We start from the raw sequence: 15,065 nt of genomic DNA, 5'->3' as shown, positions 1-15,065 counted from the left end.
ATGTTTAAGTCATCTAAATTAAAACATTGGTTTTAATGTTGCAACATTTTTAAACAAATGATTGAACAATTCACGGTAGCTTCATAATTGACCCGGTAAATCACTTCTGCATTACCATAACGCCGTCCATTAACAGCGTGCTGCCACCATCGGCAACAATGTTATACACCTTTTGCATACCTTCGGCGTGCTCGGTTTTTCGTAACACGGTAAATGCTTCGTATTTGCCGGTTTGCTCATTAAGGCAAAGCACTTCCTGGCCGGCTGTAACCTCTCCTATTTTAACATTCCCCTGCCTGGTTAACATGGGGTGATTAGGCGTGGCTTTCAAAACTTTACTATTCAGGTTAACAAATTGCCCCTCGCCGGTAGTTTTTGTTTTGGCCGATACCAGCACCAGTTGAGTGATTGCGTAGTTTTTAGCATCGTGTGTGGTTAGCTCTTTTACCTTCACTACCATATTCTTTTTGGTAGCCGGATCAACCGAGATCACTTCATCGCCGCTTTTTACTGTTTTCAGCATCTTTTCATCGCCATTGGCCATAGTAACCATTTCATCGCCGGGAAAGCAGATATCATTGCCGTAAGTAGCAGCTTCCTCTTTCAAGTCCTTACCCCCGTTAAGCACTTTGTATTGCTGAAAGCTCAATTCTTTTGATAGCACATACGATAGCTTCAGGATAAAGTTCTGCTCCACTTTGTTGATGTTATCAATATCCTGGAAGTACTGCTCCCAAACTTTTGCATCGGCAGTAAAATCAGGAACGAGGGCTTTGTACAGTTTGCCTTTCTCGTTGGTATAAAATACCATCAGGCCTATTTCCTGCATGCCTTCTTTAGCTACGAGTTTATATAGGTCGATGCGTTTTTTTAAGCCGTCGGAGCCAGTGATAAAATACGGCTTGCGGCTTTCGTACCTATCCAGCACATAAGCATTCTCGAACTTAACGTAGGTATCATTATCCAGACTGGCGATAGTAAATGTTTGGGCCTTTTTATACTCATCCATAGTAAGCGGACGAGGATTTACTGTTTGCGCCTTGGCAAAGTACAGTGTTGAACTTAGTAGTAGTGTTAGTGTTAATTGTCTCATTGTAGAGATTAGAGGTTGGAGATTAGAGATTAGGGGCAGTGATTGGAGGTTGGAGATTAGAGATTAGTTGCTGTTCTCTCAAACAATCCTCCTAACCTCTAATCTCCAACCTCTAACCACTTTAAGATAACTGTTTAAACGCCTCGGCGAAGGCTTCCATTTCGTCCATGCGGCCTATGCTTACGCGGCACCAGTCTTTGCCGTTAAATTGCCAGTTGCGTACGCCTACGCCGCGCTTCATCATTTCGCTTACAAACTTTTTGCCGTCCATTTTTAAGGGGAACATCACAAAATTTGCTGATGAGGGAATGTATTCGTAGCCTTCTTTCTTTAGTACCGAATATAGGTATTCTTTAGATGCATTTGTTTTTTGCAGGGCATCTTTTAAAAACTCTTCTTCGCGGTAGCCTGCTATAGCGCCTGCAATTGTTGTAGCCGCCAGCGAGAAGCCTGTGGTATACATGGACAATGTTTTAATGGTATCCGGTTGTGCTATGACGTAACCGCAACGCAAACCTGCAAAACCATACAATTTAGAAAAAGTACGAGCCACGATAACATTTTGCCCGGCTTTCACCGCACTTATCATGGTAGCGGCTTGTGGATCGGGCAGGTAATCGATATAGGCCTCGTCAACAAATACGGTTATTTTTTTGGATACGCGCTCGCAGAAAGCTTTGAGTTTGGCGGTATCTAAAACGGTAGCTGTTGGGTTGTTGGGGTTGCAGATATAAACCAGGCCGGTGTTACTGTCAATCTTGGCTTCCATGGCATCAAGATCCAGTTTGTAATCAGCCGTTAAAGGTACTTTTATCCATTTGCCATCCAGGTGTTCTGCGTGCGATGGCAGGTCATCATACGATGGATCACCGGTGATGATGCTTTTGCCGCCTTTGCTGTAATGGATAGCGGCCGCCAGCAACAATGGCGATGAGCCGGATTCCATCAGGATGTTGTTATAGTTGATGCCTTCGTACTGGGCTATTTTATTGTAGAGGGTACCCATCGTCATGAATGGATATTGATAGCTTTTATCAATAGCATCCTGGATGGCTTTTTTAGCTGCCGCCGATGGGCCGAAAGGGTTTTCGTTGGCCAGCAGCCTTGCTTTCATTTCAAAGCCTGCCGTAGTAATCGCTTCCTTATCGGTAATGGCGCGGCTTGATGGTTTAAATACACGTGCGGGCATGGCTGCCAGCTTGCCAATGGTTCCTGAAAAAAAGGCCAGTCCCCCGGCCATAAATGCGCTGGACTTGAGCCAGTTTCTGCGGTTAATTGTGGTCGACATGGTGGTGGTATTTAATGCTTTTTATACGTTAATATTATTTTTGAACAGGATATTGTGTACGCTGATCGGTAACCCGTGCATGAATGGCAGCAACAGTACTCCGCGCCGATTCGAAGGCCCCTGCCATCCAGGCGTTTAAATAAGTTAAATGTTCGCCTGCAAAGTATACCTGCTTATCGGGTTTAGTTAGTACCGGGTATTGCGTGTTACGGGTTTGGGAAGTGTAAACCGCCCATCCGCCTAAATTATATTTAGTTTTATGCCAGCTTACCGAAAACGAGTTTTCAAACTCCTTGTCATATTGCGGGTGGATCAACCGCCCTTTTTCAAGCGCGAATTTCTCCCTTTCGGCATAGCCTAAAGCGCCAATTTTCTGCGCTTTTTCGTTGAAGTTATAATATCCAATCAAGATACCTTTTTTTCCTAAATAATCATAACTTGGATAAAAAATCTGCGTTAAATCATTGTTGGTGTGCGTGATACCTCCGTAAATATGCTCATCCTCCTCCCAAAACCTCCGTTTAAACTGTAAGCCAATTTTGCCTGTTTGATTATAGCTGATATAATCTATCGCCCGGCTCACATCACCGCTGAAATTATTGCTGATATTGCTTAACACAGGCAGCGGGATGGTGCACACACAGAGATCGCCGTTTAGCACATGCTCGCCGGTAGCATCTTTATAGGTTATTTTAACGCCATCGGCTACGTTATTGATCGCCGTAACTTCCGCTCCCATTTTAATTGATGGCGCTACTTTTTTCTCCAAAGCGCTCGCAATCATATCCATACCACCTATGGCCTGGAACATGGTCATCTGTAGCTCATAAGTATATTCGGCCACATTGTAAAAATCAGGGTCCATTAAGCCCGAGTGCAGCAAATCGGCCAGTTTATGCGGATCGGCAATTTTGCCGGGCCTATCCCCTGCCCCCGGCGATTCGGTGTAACCACGGCGGGCTGAGGCTTTGTATAGTTTATCTATATCCAAACCACCTTCGGCCTGCAGGTACTCGATAATCTTTTCGCCGTCTTCTTTAGTGAAACTGCTATCCAGGCTGCCATGATCTATGCTTTTGGCCAGCATCTCGGTCATGTAGCCGCGGATATCGTTATGCACCTCACGCACTTTTATTTTTTTGTTAGATAGAGGGCCTTTCCCCTCGGCAAAGTAATAGGCTCCCTCGTTTACGTTGTTGTACACCTGGATAGGCACACCTAATTCTTTGCAGTAATGCAAGGTAAGTTCATGGTTATGCGGAATGCGCGACGGTCCAGCATTAAAATACTGCCCGGCATCAAAACGGGCCGTGGCTGTAGGCTTTTCAATTTCAGTATTGGTACTGCCGCCACGAATGCTGAAACAACGGCCACCAGTACGCTGCCGCGCTTCAAGAATAGTACATTGGTAACCCAGCTTACTCAGTTCATAAGCGCAAGTCATACCGGCCAGTCCTGCGCCTAAAATAATAATGTGTTTTCCTTTGCCGTTGCCCTCCAGATTAAAAGCATGAGCAGGCGCGGATTTTAGTAAACCAAGAGCCAGCATGGCCGGATATGCTCCGCCGGCCAGCATGGTACTTTTAGATAAAAAGTCCCGGCGGGTAATAGTTTTCAATAAGCGCGTTTTTTATGTTTTACAATCAACTTTGGCTAAATATAGCTTTTTGTTTGGTTGAATGTTAAGCGTAAATCAACTTTTGTTGTGATTTTGATAAAATTAGCGGGGAATTTTAACGGTTTTATATGTCTGTGTTAAAATATGGTTAATGGAATCCTAATTACTTCCCGCACGTCGTTGCGAGGCACGAAGCAATCCCCGACTGTGCAGGGCGGATTTGCATAGCTCCTCTGCCTCTTGGGGATTGCTTCGTGCCTCGCAATGACGGCTTTATAAGTAGCTTTTAAGATAGTTTAATCGCATCACCACACGAACATCCCCCTAACCTCTAATCTCCAACCTCTTATCACTAAACGTTAATTTCTGTTAAAATCTGAAAATAAATTTGCATAACTACGAATAGTTCGTAGATTTACGAAACAATCGTAAATAGAATGGAAAAATTATCTCAACAGGAAGAAGAAGCGATGCAGGCGGTATGGCAATCGGGCCCGGGTTTTATCAAGGATTTTTTAGAAGCGATAGTTGAGCCCAAACCACCATACACTACTTTGGCATCAACCGTAAAAAACCTGGAGCGTAAAGGATTTTTAAAAAGCGAAAAGATGGGCAACTCCTTCCGTTACCTGCCGCAGATACAGGAAGAGGAATACAAAAAACGCTTTATGAGCGGCTTTGTAAGCGACTATTTTGAAAACTCGTACAAAAACCTGGTAACCTTTTTCGCCAACGAAAAAAAGATTAGCGCCAGCGATTTGAAAGAGATCATTAAACTGATTGAAAAACAATAAAACCTACAACCATGCCAGCAACTTTTGTTTTGTTACTTAAAATAAATGCAGCATTGCTGTTGTTTTGTGCCGGTTATTACCTGGTTTTGCGCAAGCTTACCTTCTACACTTTAAACCGCGCCTACCTGGTTACGGCAATCCTGTTTGCCAGTATTTATCCATGGATAGATCTTTCGGCCTTTGTGCAGCGACATGAGGAACTGGCCCGGCCTATAGAGCAGATTGCCATTAACTGGCATGCACCCGCGCAACTTATTCAGCAACCGGAGCAGGCTATTGATTACTGGTACTGGCTTGGCGTTGTATTTTGGATTGGTGCAGGCGTATTACTCGTGAGACTGGGCATGCAGCTTTTTTCTTTATTACGATTGTATAAAACATCCCGCCCGAGGTATATCAACGGCTACCTGGTGCGTATTATGGATAAGGATGCAGCGCCTTTCTCCTTTTGGCAAAGCATCTACATCAACCCTCAAAAACATGAGCCTGCCGAACTGGAAGCCATTTTACAGCACGAGCAGATCCATGTTAACCAATGGCATACGGCAGATATTTTACTGGCCGAACTGAGCAGTATTTTTTACTGGTTTAACCCCGGTATCTGGCTCATTAAAAAGGCGGTGCGTGAAAATATCGAATTTATAACCGACCGAAAGATCCTGAAAAACGGCATCGACAGTAAAACTTACCAATACAGTTTGGTAAACGTGAGCTTTAACAAAGCTCAACCCGGAATAGTAAACCATTTCAATATTTCAACAATAAAAAAACGGATAATCATGATGAACGCGAAAAGATCGTCGAAACTTAACCTCACCCGCTACGCATTTGTAGTACCGGCTGTGATGGCACTTTTACTGGTATTCAGCATTTCGAAAGCTGATTTTGCCAAACCTGTACGCATTAGCCTTGCCGCCGCAGTGCAGCCCCTGGCCAGGATCATTAACATCAACCCCGACGAGGTTGGCGATCCTGCCCCAAAAATCGCCAAAGCACCCAAAGTATCAAAAAAAGCAAAAACTGTTAAATCTGTGGTTGCCCTTGCGCCCGTTATTGCGCCACAGATTAGTCTTAGTCCGCTTACTGCTATTGCCTTAACTCCGCAGCCGGCCAAAAACGATACCAACAAAAAACTAAAGCTTATTGTAAGAGACTTTAAAAAAGATTCGCTCGTGTTTGTGGTGAATGGTAAAGTATCAACCGGCAAAAACCTCGACCCAACCAATATCGAAAACATGTACATGCTTACCGGCAGCCAGGCCCGCAAGTTTGCCAAAGTGGATGACGATAAGCCGGTAAAAGTTGCTTACGTAATTACTAAAGATGCGAGTAATAAAGAAGAGCTTGAAAAAGCGGTTGCCAGGGATATTGTTATCCGAAAAGTGGTTACTGCCAATGTAAGCGGCGACGCAGTGGTACGTGATGATGATGATAACGATGTGGCTGTTATCGCCCCAGACGATAACTTTCATGTAAAGCCTGCAAAAGTTTTTGTAGTAAAAAGCGTTACCAGTACATCAACCGGAACCGGAAGCAGCAACGGTACAATAACAGTTAAAGCAACAAAGGGCAAGCCGGCTACATCTGCCCAGGCCTGGACAATTGTTAGCGATGGTGACGCTGCATCCTCAAACGGAGATGTATTTGTAACCGGTCGCGGAAAAAAATCAGATACAAAGGTGATCAAAGTTAACGGTCTTAGCATCACTACGGATAATGGCAAAGAACCGTTATTTGTAATTGATGGTAAAACCAGTACGGTTGACGCCATGAAGAAACTCGACACCGATAAAATAGAAAGCATTTCGATATTAAAAGGCGACGATGCCACAAAGAAATACGGCGATAAAGCTAAAGACGGCGTAGTTGTAATTGATACACGTAAAAAGTAATTGGTTGATTTGCGTATGGGTTTTTCTGAGATTGGTTTTAGTTAAAAAAGTTCTTTATACTGTCTTGCTAATCAACCCGTAAAACATACTCAACCAGCTAACTGGCTTCGGCCAGTTTTTCCGTTTCCAGCAGGTTGATCAAAGCTTTCTCGGCAACATTCAATTCGGCGGCCTTTACATCTTCGCGTTCATCAAGGCCGCTGATATATTTAAAAATGGTGCCCTCCTCATAACTTTTTATAACCGATGGGTGCACGTAGTACTTTTTACAAACTGTACGCGTGTTCCCAAGGTTTATAGCTACCTCATCCAGCACACTTACTATTTTCTTTTTGCACTCGCTAACGGTGCTAAACTCCCCAGCCTCTTTAAATGCATACAAGGCACTCACGCTGCCGGCCCAGGTACGGAAATCTTTTGCCGTAAAATCTTCGCCGGTTATTTCATGCAGATAAGTGTTGATATCGCCCGAGCCTATGCTGCATCTTGTGCCATCGGCATTGTAATATTGAAAAAGTTCTTTTCCGGGGATATCACGGCATTGTTTTACCAGCCTGGCCAACTTGCGGCTCTGCAAAGAAACTTTATGAAACACGCCTTTTTTGCCTTTAAACTCAAACCTGAGGGTTGAGCCCTCTACCTTAACATGCCGGTTTTGCAACGTAGTTAAACCAAATGATCCATATAGCTTTTTGTACGATTCATTACCTACCCGGATACTGGTTAGTTCCATTAGCCTCACCACCAGGGCCACCACTTTTTCATGATCAAGGCTATGCCTGGCCAGGTCTTTGTCTACCTGCTCACGGATGGCCGGCAGATGCTCTGCAAAGTTTTGCATGCGGTGGTATTTGGATTGATTGCGGATCTGGTTCCAGCATGAATGGTAGCGGTATTGTTTTCGCCCGGCGGCATCAGTACCCGTAAATTGCAGGTGACCGTTTTCGTAGGGAGAGATCCATACGTTGGTATATGCAGGAGGTATCACCAGTTTATTGAAGCGGGTGATGAGTTCGTTATCTTTCACCAACGCACCATCGGCATCATAATAACTCCAACCCTTGCCCGATTTTTTGCGGGTATAACCCGGTGATGAATCAGATACATAACGCAAGCCAACGGCCCTTGCGGTGATCTTCGGGTCGCGGCCAATTTTTTCGAGCTTTTTGAGGAGACGGTTCATGTAGGGATAACATGCCGAGGGAGGATAAAGTTTTAAAAATGCAAGTTTGAGCGTCCACGCTCGAACTATCCGGAAAGTAAGCGTCCACACTTACGATACAATACCTGCTAAACTTCGACAAGGCCTTAAGCACAGAACCGGGAGCGTGGACGCACATTCTGGTCGAAGTTTAGCGACAGCGTAACTTCGTCCTAAACTGGGTTAAGCTTTCAGCTTAACTTTATAACATTCGATCACCCGTTTAATGAAAGTGCCATGTATTTAATGTCGGGCTATGGAAGCAGAATGCTTCCGCAAATATAGGTCCAGGTTACGCTATCGCTAAACCTGAACCAGGCTTCTATTAAACACAGAACCGGGAGCGTGGACGCTCCCGGTTCTGTGCGTTCAAGCGTGGACTCTTGAATGTGCGGTAAAATGATATTATTATCTTACTTCAACACCGAAACAGCCTTATTAGCTTCACCAACACCCCAAACCGTACCTGGCTTATCGCCCATAGTAATAACCAGCTCGCCACCGGCCATTACATCTGTATGTTTAATATAAGTTTTGGTATAGTTAGCGCCATTAAGCGTCATGGCCTGGATGTATTTATTCTTAGGCCCATTGTTTTTAACTACTACATGGAATTTCTTATTTCCCTGCAATTGCAAAGTAGCCTCATTAACCACCGGGCTGCCAAAAACATACAGGCCGTTAGCCGGGTTAACCGGATAAAAGCCAACAGCCGACAATACGTACCAGGCCGACATCTGCCCAACATCCTCGTTACCGATAATACCATCCGGTTTATCAGTATAAAAATCATCCAGGATAAACCTCACCTTTTCAGCAGTTTTCCATGGCTTGCCTGAGTATGCATAGTAGTAACTCATTGGGTGACTTGGCTCATTACCGTGCGCGTACTGGCCAATCAAACCAGATACATCCGGCGATTTGAATTTACCCATATCGCCCTCGGCAATAAACAACGAATCGAGTTTGGTATTGAATTTATCAACGCCGCCCAGCATATCAATCAAACCTTCCACATCCTGCGGAACAAGGAAGGTGTACTGCCAGCCGTTGCCCTCGGTAAAGTCGCCGGTTTCGTGGATGGAGATAAACGGACTGTAAGGTGTACGCCAGGCATCCTGCGATAAACGACCACGCATAAAGCCCGATTTTGCATCGTAGTAATTTTTATAGTAAGCACCGCGTTTGCTGAAGTAAGCGTAATCTTCAGTTTTGCCTAATTTTTTGGCTACCTGTGCAAGGCTCCAATCGTCAATGGCATATTCCAGGCCCATCGATACCGATTCGCGGCTGCTATCGGCAGGAATGTAGCCGTATTTTTTAACGTATTTAATGCCGCGTTCATCGCCCATGGCGGTGGTTTTCATAGCCTCGTAGGCTAAGTTGGCATCAAAGCCTTTATAGCCTTTAAGCAAAGCATCGGCAACAACCGGTACGGCGCTGTAGCCCACCATACAATTGGTTTCGTTAGCCATTAAGTGCCAGACCGGCAGGCTACCCTGCTGCTGGTAAATGGCCAGCATCGAGTTGATCATATCGTTCACATGCTCCGGGTGGATAATGGTTGACAGCGGGTTGTTTGAACGATAAGTATCCCATAGCGAAAAAGTGGTTACGTTATTAAAACCCTCGTTTTTGTGTACTTTTTTATCAGTTCCCCAATATTCGCCGTTTACATCGTTAAAAATAGATGGCGCTATCATGGTATGATACAGGGCGGTATAAAACTTTTTCATTTGTGATAATGAATCGGCTTTAATGGTGATTTTGCTCAGCTGTTTATTCCATGAAGCATCGGCATCGGCAACTACTTTGTTAAAATCCCAACCGGGTATTTCAGCTTTGATATTCAGCATGGCATTTTCTGCACTTACCGGCGAGATACCTACTTTGGCGTAAACCACCTCGCCTTTGGTGGTAGCAAAGCTGATCACACCTTTCACTTTTACGCCTTTAAGTTCGGTAACTTTTACGCTGGCTGTACTATCGTAAACCGTAAAGTTTTTGATTGGCTTGGAGAACACAGCGGTAAAATAAATGCGCTGATCACTCGCCCAACCTTCAGAAAACCGGTAACCGCAAATGGTGTTTTTATCAACCTGCTTAATGTAGGTTTCCACCGGCTTGTCCCAGCCTATCCCCTCTTGCAAATCAATGAGGATGTGCGAGTTGTTCGAGGCCGGGAAAGTGTACTTATGCATACCTACGCGGGTGCTGGCGGTTAGCTCTACGCCGATATCGTACTTTTTAAGTTTTACTTTGTAATAGCCGGGTTTTACAACCTCGTCTTTATGGCTAAACAGCGATACATAACCGCTTTTCAAATCTTTATTGCTGCCTTTGTAAACGTTGATAGCGCCGGTGGTTGGCATAAAGGAGATATCGCCCAGATCGCCGATACCTGTACCGCTTAGGTGGGTATGCTGGAAGCCGATAATGGTAGAATCGGAAATATGGTAGCCAGAGCACCAGTCCCAGCCTTCAGAAATATTGGTTGGGCCTAACTGCACGGCACCAAAAGGTACGCTGGCACCAACAAAAACGTGACCATGGAAACCGGTACCGATATAAGGATCGACATATTGGGTTAAACCGGCTTTTTGCATAGGCTGCGACCTGTGCCGCTGCGCCTGCGAACTTAAATTAACAAGGGCCAGCAAACCGGCCAAAACAAGTTGTTTTTTCATTATTTATTTTAGATGATGATCGGGGTTTATAATGCCAGCAAAGTAAACCCCGATACTTAATAGATTATTAATATACGCTTAATTCGGCCACGGTAATTCCGTTTCCGGCGATAACGTGCTGCGCCTCAAACTTAAAATATCTGGCGCTTATTTCCTGTTTCAATACTACAGGTTGCTCAATAGGGTTGGATTTAATGTTCGAGAACTCTCCCGAAGCTACCTTTTCCCATGTTTTACCGTCATTGCTGGTATAGAATGTATAGCTATCAACAATACCATCGGCCTGTTTATCCTGCCTTGGCAAATAGCCGAACGCTTTTATTTTTTGCTCCCTGCCCATATCAACGCTTATTTGCTGCGGGAATTGCGTGTCATCTTTTTTAAGCGTGTTGTAAATGCTACGAGTGTTCTCATCGAAAGCGTTTTCGGCCTTGCCCCAGTCTTCAGTTGCGGCGTTAGCATCCAATACTTTCCACTCCGCTTTGGAATAACCAAAAGAAGCATATGAACTTTCGCTTTGCTGGCTTTTGCCTTCAAAGGCGCGGGCTTTTACTATGCCTCCTTCTTTCAGCCTAAACGGTTTGCTGTAAACCGGTGAACTTGTGGTAGGTTCATGCCCATCCAAAGTATAACGAATTGCGCTTACAGGTGCTTCAGTACTGATAGATACTTCACCGTTTTTATCGCGGGAAATTTTTGGAGCGGTAAGGTGTACCGGCTCTTTGTAAATACCGAAATCGCTCAAAGCAATTGCTACCGGAGATTTGGTGATCCTCAACCGCAGTTTGCTCGCCGTAACATTTTGCGATAAACGGATCAGCCTGTTGCCGCCAATGCTGGTAGCAGCACCTATCTGCTCCCATTTACCACTTACATAGGCATCCACCTCAACAGCTTCAATACGCTGGCCTAATTTGATATTTTCCCTCAGGCGGATTACGTTGAAAGTTTTCGGCGCATGCAGATCGATAGTTAACTCCGGCGTTGTTACCTTATCATCCGTAGCCCAATAGCTATACCTGTTATCATCCACCAAAAACTGCGGACCGAATTTAGCCTTATTACCACCACGCACATTACTTGCCGTTAAAGTGGCACCCTTAGCCAAATTAACCGCGAACGTTTGCTTAAGCAGGTTACCAAATTCCGTTAGCGATTTAACATCTATCTCATTAACAATACCACGAGGATCGGGCGATAAACCCAGATCAAGCGCGGCGCCGCGGCCCACGCTTTTGTAATACAGATCGAGCAGGGTGTAAGGCGATTTTACGCCTTCATCCTGTGTTTTATGGTAAAACCATCCCGGGCGAAGCGACACATCGCATTCGGCAGGCATCCAGTACTTGCCGTTGCGGGTACCCTCGGTACCTTCCCAATCTTTTACATAACCGTTGGCGGGGATTTTACCTTCATCGGGTGCATGCGGTGTGTATGTTGCCCAGCAGGTTTCGCCGGCGTGGCCCTCTTCGTTGCCTACCCAGCGCACATCGGGGCCAACATCGCCAAATAATACCGCGTTGGGTTGCAACTTACGGGTGATGCCCCATGTAGTATCCCAACCGTAATAAGTTGAACGGTCAATTTTACGCACTTCGCGTTTGCCGCCGTAGTAGCCATCGCCGCCATTGGCACCATCGTGCCATGAAATAAACAGCGGACCGTAATTGGTGTACAATTCTTTTAATTGTTCGCGGTAAATCTTCACATACTCTTCAGTACCGTAATTGGGATTATTCCTGTCCCATGGCGAGCAATATACGCCCAGTTTCATACCCAATTTATCGCAGGCTTCGCGGTATTCTTTTAAAATATCGCCTTTGCCGTTTTTGTAAGGGCTTTTGCTGATGTTATGTTCGGTGGTTTTGGTTGGCCAAAGGCAAAAACCATCGTGGTGTTTAGCCACCACTACTACACCTTTAAAACCACCGGCTTTGGCGGCAGCTACTATTTGTAAAGCGCTAAATTGCGACGGGTTAAATATCTTCGGGTCTTCATCACCAAAACCCCACTCCTTATCGGTATAAGTATCAACACCGTAGTGAATAATGCAATACATCCCGGTTTCCTGCCAGTTAAGCTGGCCCTGCGTGGGCAGCGCACCGTATGGTTTCGGCGCCGTTTGGCTAAAGCCGTTTAAACCGGCCGTAAGTAACAACGAGGCAATGCCTGTAAACTTTTTCATATGCAGATATTAGTTTTTAAACCATGACGATGGCACATCCTGCGGAGCCGAACCATTTACGCTGTATTTCAGCAGCAACTTAAAGCCGCCTCCACCTTCAATAAAGTCAAGCTTAAAAGGATGTGCGCCCATTTTTAAAGCTACCTGCCCGCTGCGTTCCTGTGCCGAGTGGTTGCCATCATTATCAACAACCGTTTTGTTGCCAATGTAAAGCACTCCGCCGTCATCGCAGGTTAGGTAAAAGCTGTAAATGCCATCGGCCGGTACATCAATGTAACCTTTGTAAGTGATACCGAATGATGGCGCTTTAACCGTGGCAGGTACTTCAATTTTATCGGTACTGAAAGTACTATCCACTTTGGCGTTTTGCATTAAAGCAGTTTTTTTGAAAAATGCTTTATAGTAAGTAGCGGCTAATCCCGGTTTAGGCGGAGCAATTTTTACCGGGCCAAGCAATTGCTGTTGGGTATAGTTCAGGTTGTAAACATCGCCACGGGTACCGCCAGGTGTAAAAGCTGCAACCCTTACCAGTTCAGATTTTTTGATGGATAACGGTGATGGCAATACCGGCGATTGGGTAGTTGGCAACGTGCCATCTGTTGTATAACGGATGGTTAAAGTTGGCAACGGAGACATAATACTTAGCTTGCCTTCATCGGTAAACACGTACTCATTAAGCAGGTTTGGCAAATCGGGCAAACGGTAGTTGATATTCATGGCGTCCATCCTCTTGAATTGCTGGGTTAAACGCTGCAGATACGAATCATATTCACCCTCCTTATGTGTCCAAAGCATTTCGGCCAGGGCGGTCATCCTTGGCATCACCATATAATCGGCACGTTTTTCGGAAGGGATCATTTCCGACCATAAGTTGGCCTGCGCACCAATGATCGACTTGGCCTCTTCGGCATTTAAAACTTTAGGCACCGGGTTAAAATGATATACGCGATTGATAGAATACTGATCGGGCTGGTTATCAAAGTACAGCGGTTCGCCGGGTGTCATGATCACGGTGTTACCGTTTTTCACCGCTTTAACCGGGGCATCGGGTACCCAGGTACGCCAGTACATAATGATAGCAGTAGGGCTGATGCCGCCCTCAATCACCTCATCCCAGCCAATCAGTTTACGGCCTTTGGAGTTGAAAAATTTCTCCATCCGGTTAATGAAATAGCTGTGCAAACCGGCCAGATCTTTAATTCCCTCTTTAGCCATTAAAGCTTTGCAGGCATCAGATTTACCCCAGTTGGTACGATCAACCTCGTCTCCGCCGATGTGGATGTATTTTGACGGGAAGATCTGCATGATCTCTGTAAACACATTCTCGGCAAACTCAAAAGTGCTTTCGTTACATGGGCAGATAGGCTTGGTAAACAACTCGCCCCATTTATTTTCACCATCGCAGGTTAAAAACGGGTATGAATTGATGGCGGCCATCATGTGACCGGGCATATCAATCTCCGGCACGATATCAATATGGCGGGCGGCGGCATACGCTACCACACCTTTCATCTCGGCTTGGGTATAAAACCCACCGTACATGGTTTTACCGTTTTTTTGTACGATGTGTGTTTTATCGATAACAAAATCCGGATTATCCTTAGCCTTTTTCATACAGGCCGAATCCTGGTTATTGAAAGTGCGCCATGCACCGGCTTCGGTAAGCAAAGGGTGTTTTTTGATCTCGATACGCCAGCCCTGATCATCGGTTAAATGCAGGTGTAGCTTGTTCATCTTGTACAAAGCCATCCTGTCGATATACTTTTTAAGATAGCTTACCGAAAAGAAATGCCTTGATACATCAAGGTGCATACCACGCCAGCTGTAAGCAGGTGCATCTTCAATAACTACCACAGGCAGCGATAATTGCTTTTGCACAACGCCTGCCTCTATATCCACGGGCAGTAACTGGCGAATAGTCTCTACAGCATGAAACACACCAGCCGGATCTTTAGCGCGGATCACTACCTCGTCTTTACTAACATTCATATGGTAAGCTTCAGGCGCGGTTATGGTGGCATCATAAACCAGGTTAATGGCATGTGCTTTTTTAATCTTGCTTACTACTACAGGTTTACCTAAACCTGCGCGCAATAACTCCTTCAAAGCATAAGCTTCGGTATTAAAAGCATTGGATGTTACGATGGCCGTTTTCGGGCTGATGGTAAACTTCCCCTCTCCTGCTGTTGAATGCGCAGGATAAGGGATCAGCGGGAACTTTGCTGCTGTTTCCTGAGCATAAACACCACCCGCGCAGGTAAACATAAACACCGCTGCCAACAAATACTTTGAAATAACTTTCATAAT

Annotated in this window: 9 protein-coding genes; 2 read left to right on the top strand and 7 right to left on the bottom strand. The window is 45.2% G+C overall.

All coding sequences use genetic code 11. The features are described 5' to 3' along the window. Window positions 1-100: 100 nt before the first annotated feature. The 3 genes from HYN43_RS06895 to HYN43_RS06885 all read right to left on the bottom strand — a co-directional run bounded on the left by HYN43_RS06895 (window position 101) and on the right by HYN43_RS06885 (window position 3,999). Complete coding sequence (locus tag HYN43_RS06895; RefSeq protein WP_119408744.1) at window positions 101-1,093, bottom strand: Hint domain-containing protein; 993 nt, start codon at window positions 1,091-1,093, stop codon at window positions 101-103. 121 nt (window positions 1,094-1,214) lie between these two features. Further along, on the bottom strand, window positions 1,215-2,381 hold the full coding sequence (locus HYN43_RS06890) for a pyridoxal phosphate-dependent aminotransferase (RefSeq protein ID WP_119408743.1): 1,167 nt from the start codon (window positions 2,379-2,381) through the stop codon (window positions 1,215-1,217). Between the two features lie 34 nt (window positions 2,382-2,415). Next, a complete protein-coding gene (locus tag HYN43_RS06885) occupies window positions 2,416-3,999 on the bottom strand; it encodes a flavin monoamine oxidase family protein (RefSeq protein WP_205589889.1) in 1,584 nt (527 codons plus the stop codon). Window positions 4,000-4,436: 437 nt separating this feature from the next. Here HYN43_RS06885 and HYN43_RS06880 point away from each other — a divergent pair, with 437 nt between their 5' ends. Together HYN43_RS06880 and HYN43_RS06875 are read left to right on the top strand one after the other, a co-directional pair. Then, a complete protein-coding gene (locus HYN43_RS06880) occupies window positions 4,437-4,793 on the top strand; it encodes a BlaI/MecI/CopY family transcriptional regulator (protein ID WP_119408742.1) in 357 nt (118 codons plus the stop codon). 11 nt (window positions 4,794-4,804) lie between these two features. Further along, window positions 4,805-6,685 (top strand): M56 family metallopeptidase, encoded by a 1,881-nt coding sequence (locus tag HYN43_RS06875; RefSeq protein ID WP_119408741.1) that lies wholly within the window; start codon window positions 4,805-4,807, stop codon window positions 6,683-6,685. A 97-nt stretch (window positions 6,686-6,782) separates the two neighbouring features. Here HYN43_RS06875 and HYN43_RS06870 read toward each other — a convergent pair whose 3' ends face one another. The 4 genes from HYN43_RS06870 to HYN43_RS06855 form a co-directional block, all read right to left on the bottom strand. Then, window positions 6,783-7,868, bottom strand: a complete 1,086-nt coding sequence (locus HYN43_RS06870; RefSeq protein WP_119408740.1) for a DNA topoisomerase IB — start codon at window positions 7,866-7,868, stop codon at window positions 6,783-6,785. A 431-nt stretch (window positions 7,869-8,299) separates the two neighbouring features. Continuing rightward, entirely contained in the window at window positions 8,300-10,573 is a 2,274-nt protein-coding gene (locus tag HYN43_RS06865; protein WP_119408739.1) for a GH92 family glycosyl hydrolase, read from the bottom strand. Window positions 10,574-10,640: 67 nt separating this feature from the next. Then, on the bottom strand, window positions 10,641-12,758 hold the full coding sequence (locus tag HYN43_RS06860; protein WP_119408738.1) for an alpha-L-fucosidase: 2,118 nt from the start codon (window positions 12,756-12,758) through the stop codon (window positions 10,641-10,643). A 9-nt stretch (window positions 12,759-12,767) separates the two neighbouring features. Continuing rightward, on the bottom strand, window positions 12,768-15,062 hold the full coding sequence (locus HYN43_RS06855) for a family 20 glycosylhydrolase (protein ID WP_245447176.1): 2,295 nt from the start codon (window positions 15,060-15,062) through the stop codon (window positions 12,768-12,770). Window positions 15,063-15,065 lie beyond the last annotated feature (3 nt).

Origin of the sequence: Mucilaginibacter celer (assembly GCF_003576455.2) — a bacterium.
GTDB classification, from domain to species: Bacteria; Bacteroidota; Bacteroidia; order Sphingobacteriales; family Sphingobacteriaceae; genus Mucilaginibacter; species Mucilaginibacter celer.
This window is presented reverse-complemented; position numbering and strand designations above follow the sequence as displayed.

Excerpts from the sequence above, each read along its gene's own strand:
- HYN43_RS06865 (WP_119408739.1), bottom strand. The coding sequence starts at position 10,573 with ATGAAAAAACAACTTGTTTTGGCCGGTTTGCTGGCCCTTGTTAATTTA.
- HYN43_RS06895 (WP_119408744.1), bottom strand. The coding sequence starts at position 1,093 with ATGAGACAATTAACACTAACACTACTACTAAGTTCAACACTGTACTTT.
- HYN43_RS06890 (WP_119408743.1), bottom strand. The coding sequence starts at position 2,381 with ATGTCGACCACAATTAACCGCAGAAACTGGCTCAAGTCCAGCGCATTT.
- HYN43_RS06870 (WP_119408740.1), bottom strand. The coding sequence starts at position 7,868 with ATGAACCGTCTCCTCAAAAAGCTCGAAAAAATTGGCCGCGACCCGAAG.
- HYN43_RS06880 (WP_119408742.1), top strand. The coding sequence starts at position 4,437 with ATGGAAAAATTATCTCAACAGGAAGAAGAAGCGATGCAGGCGGTATGG.
- HYN43_RS06875 (WP_119408741.1), top strand. The coding sequence starts at position 4,805 with ATGCCAGCAACTTTTGTTTTGTTACTTAAAATAAATGCAGCATTGCTG.
- HYN43_RS06855 (WP_245447176.1), bottom strand. The coding sequence starts at position 15,062 with ATGAAAGTTATTTCAAAGTATTTGTTGGCAGCGGTGTTTATGTTTACC.
- HYN43_RS06860 (WP_119408738.1), bottom strand. The coding sequence starts at position 12,758 with ATGAAAAAGTTTACAGGCATTGCCTCGTTGTTACTTACGGCCGGTTTA.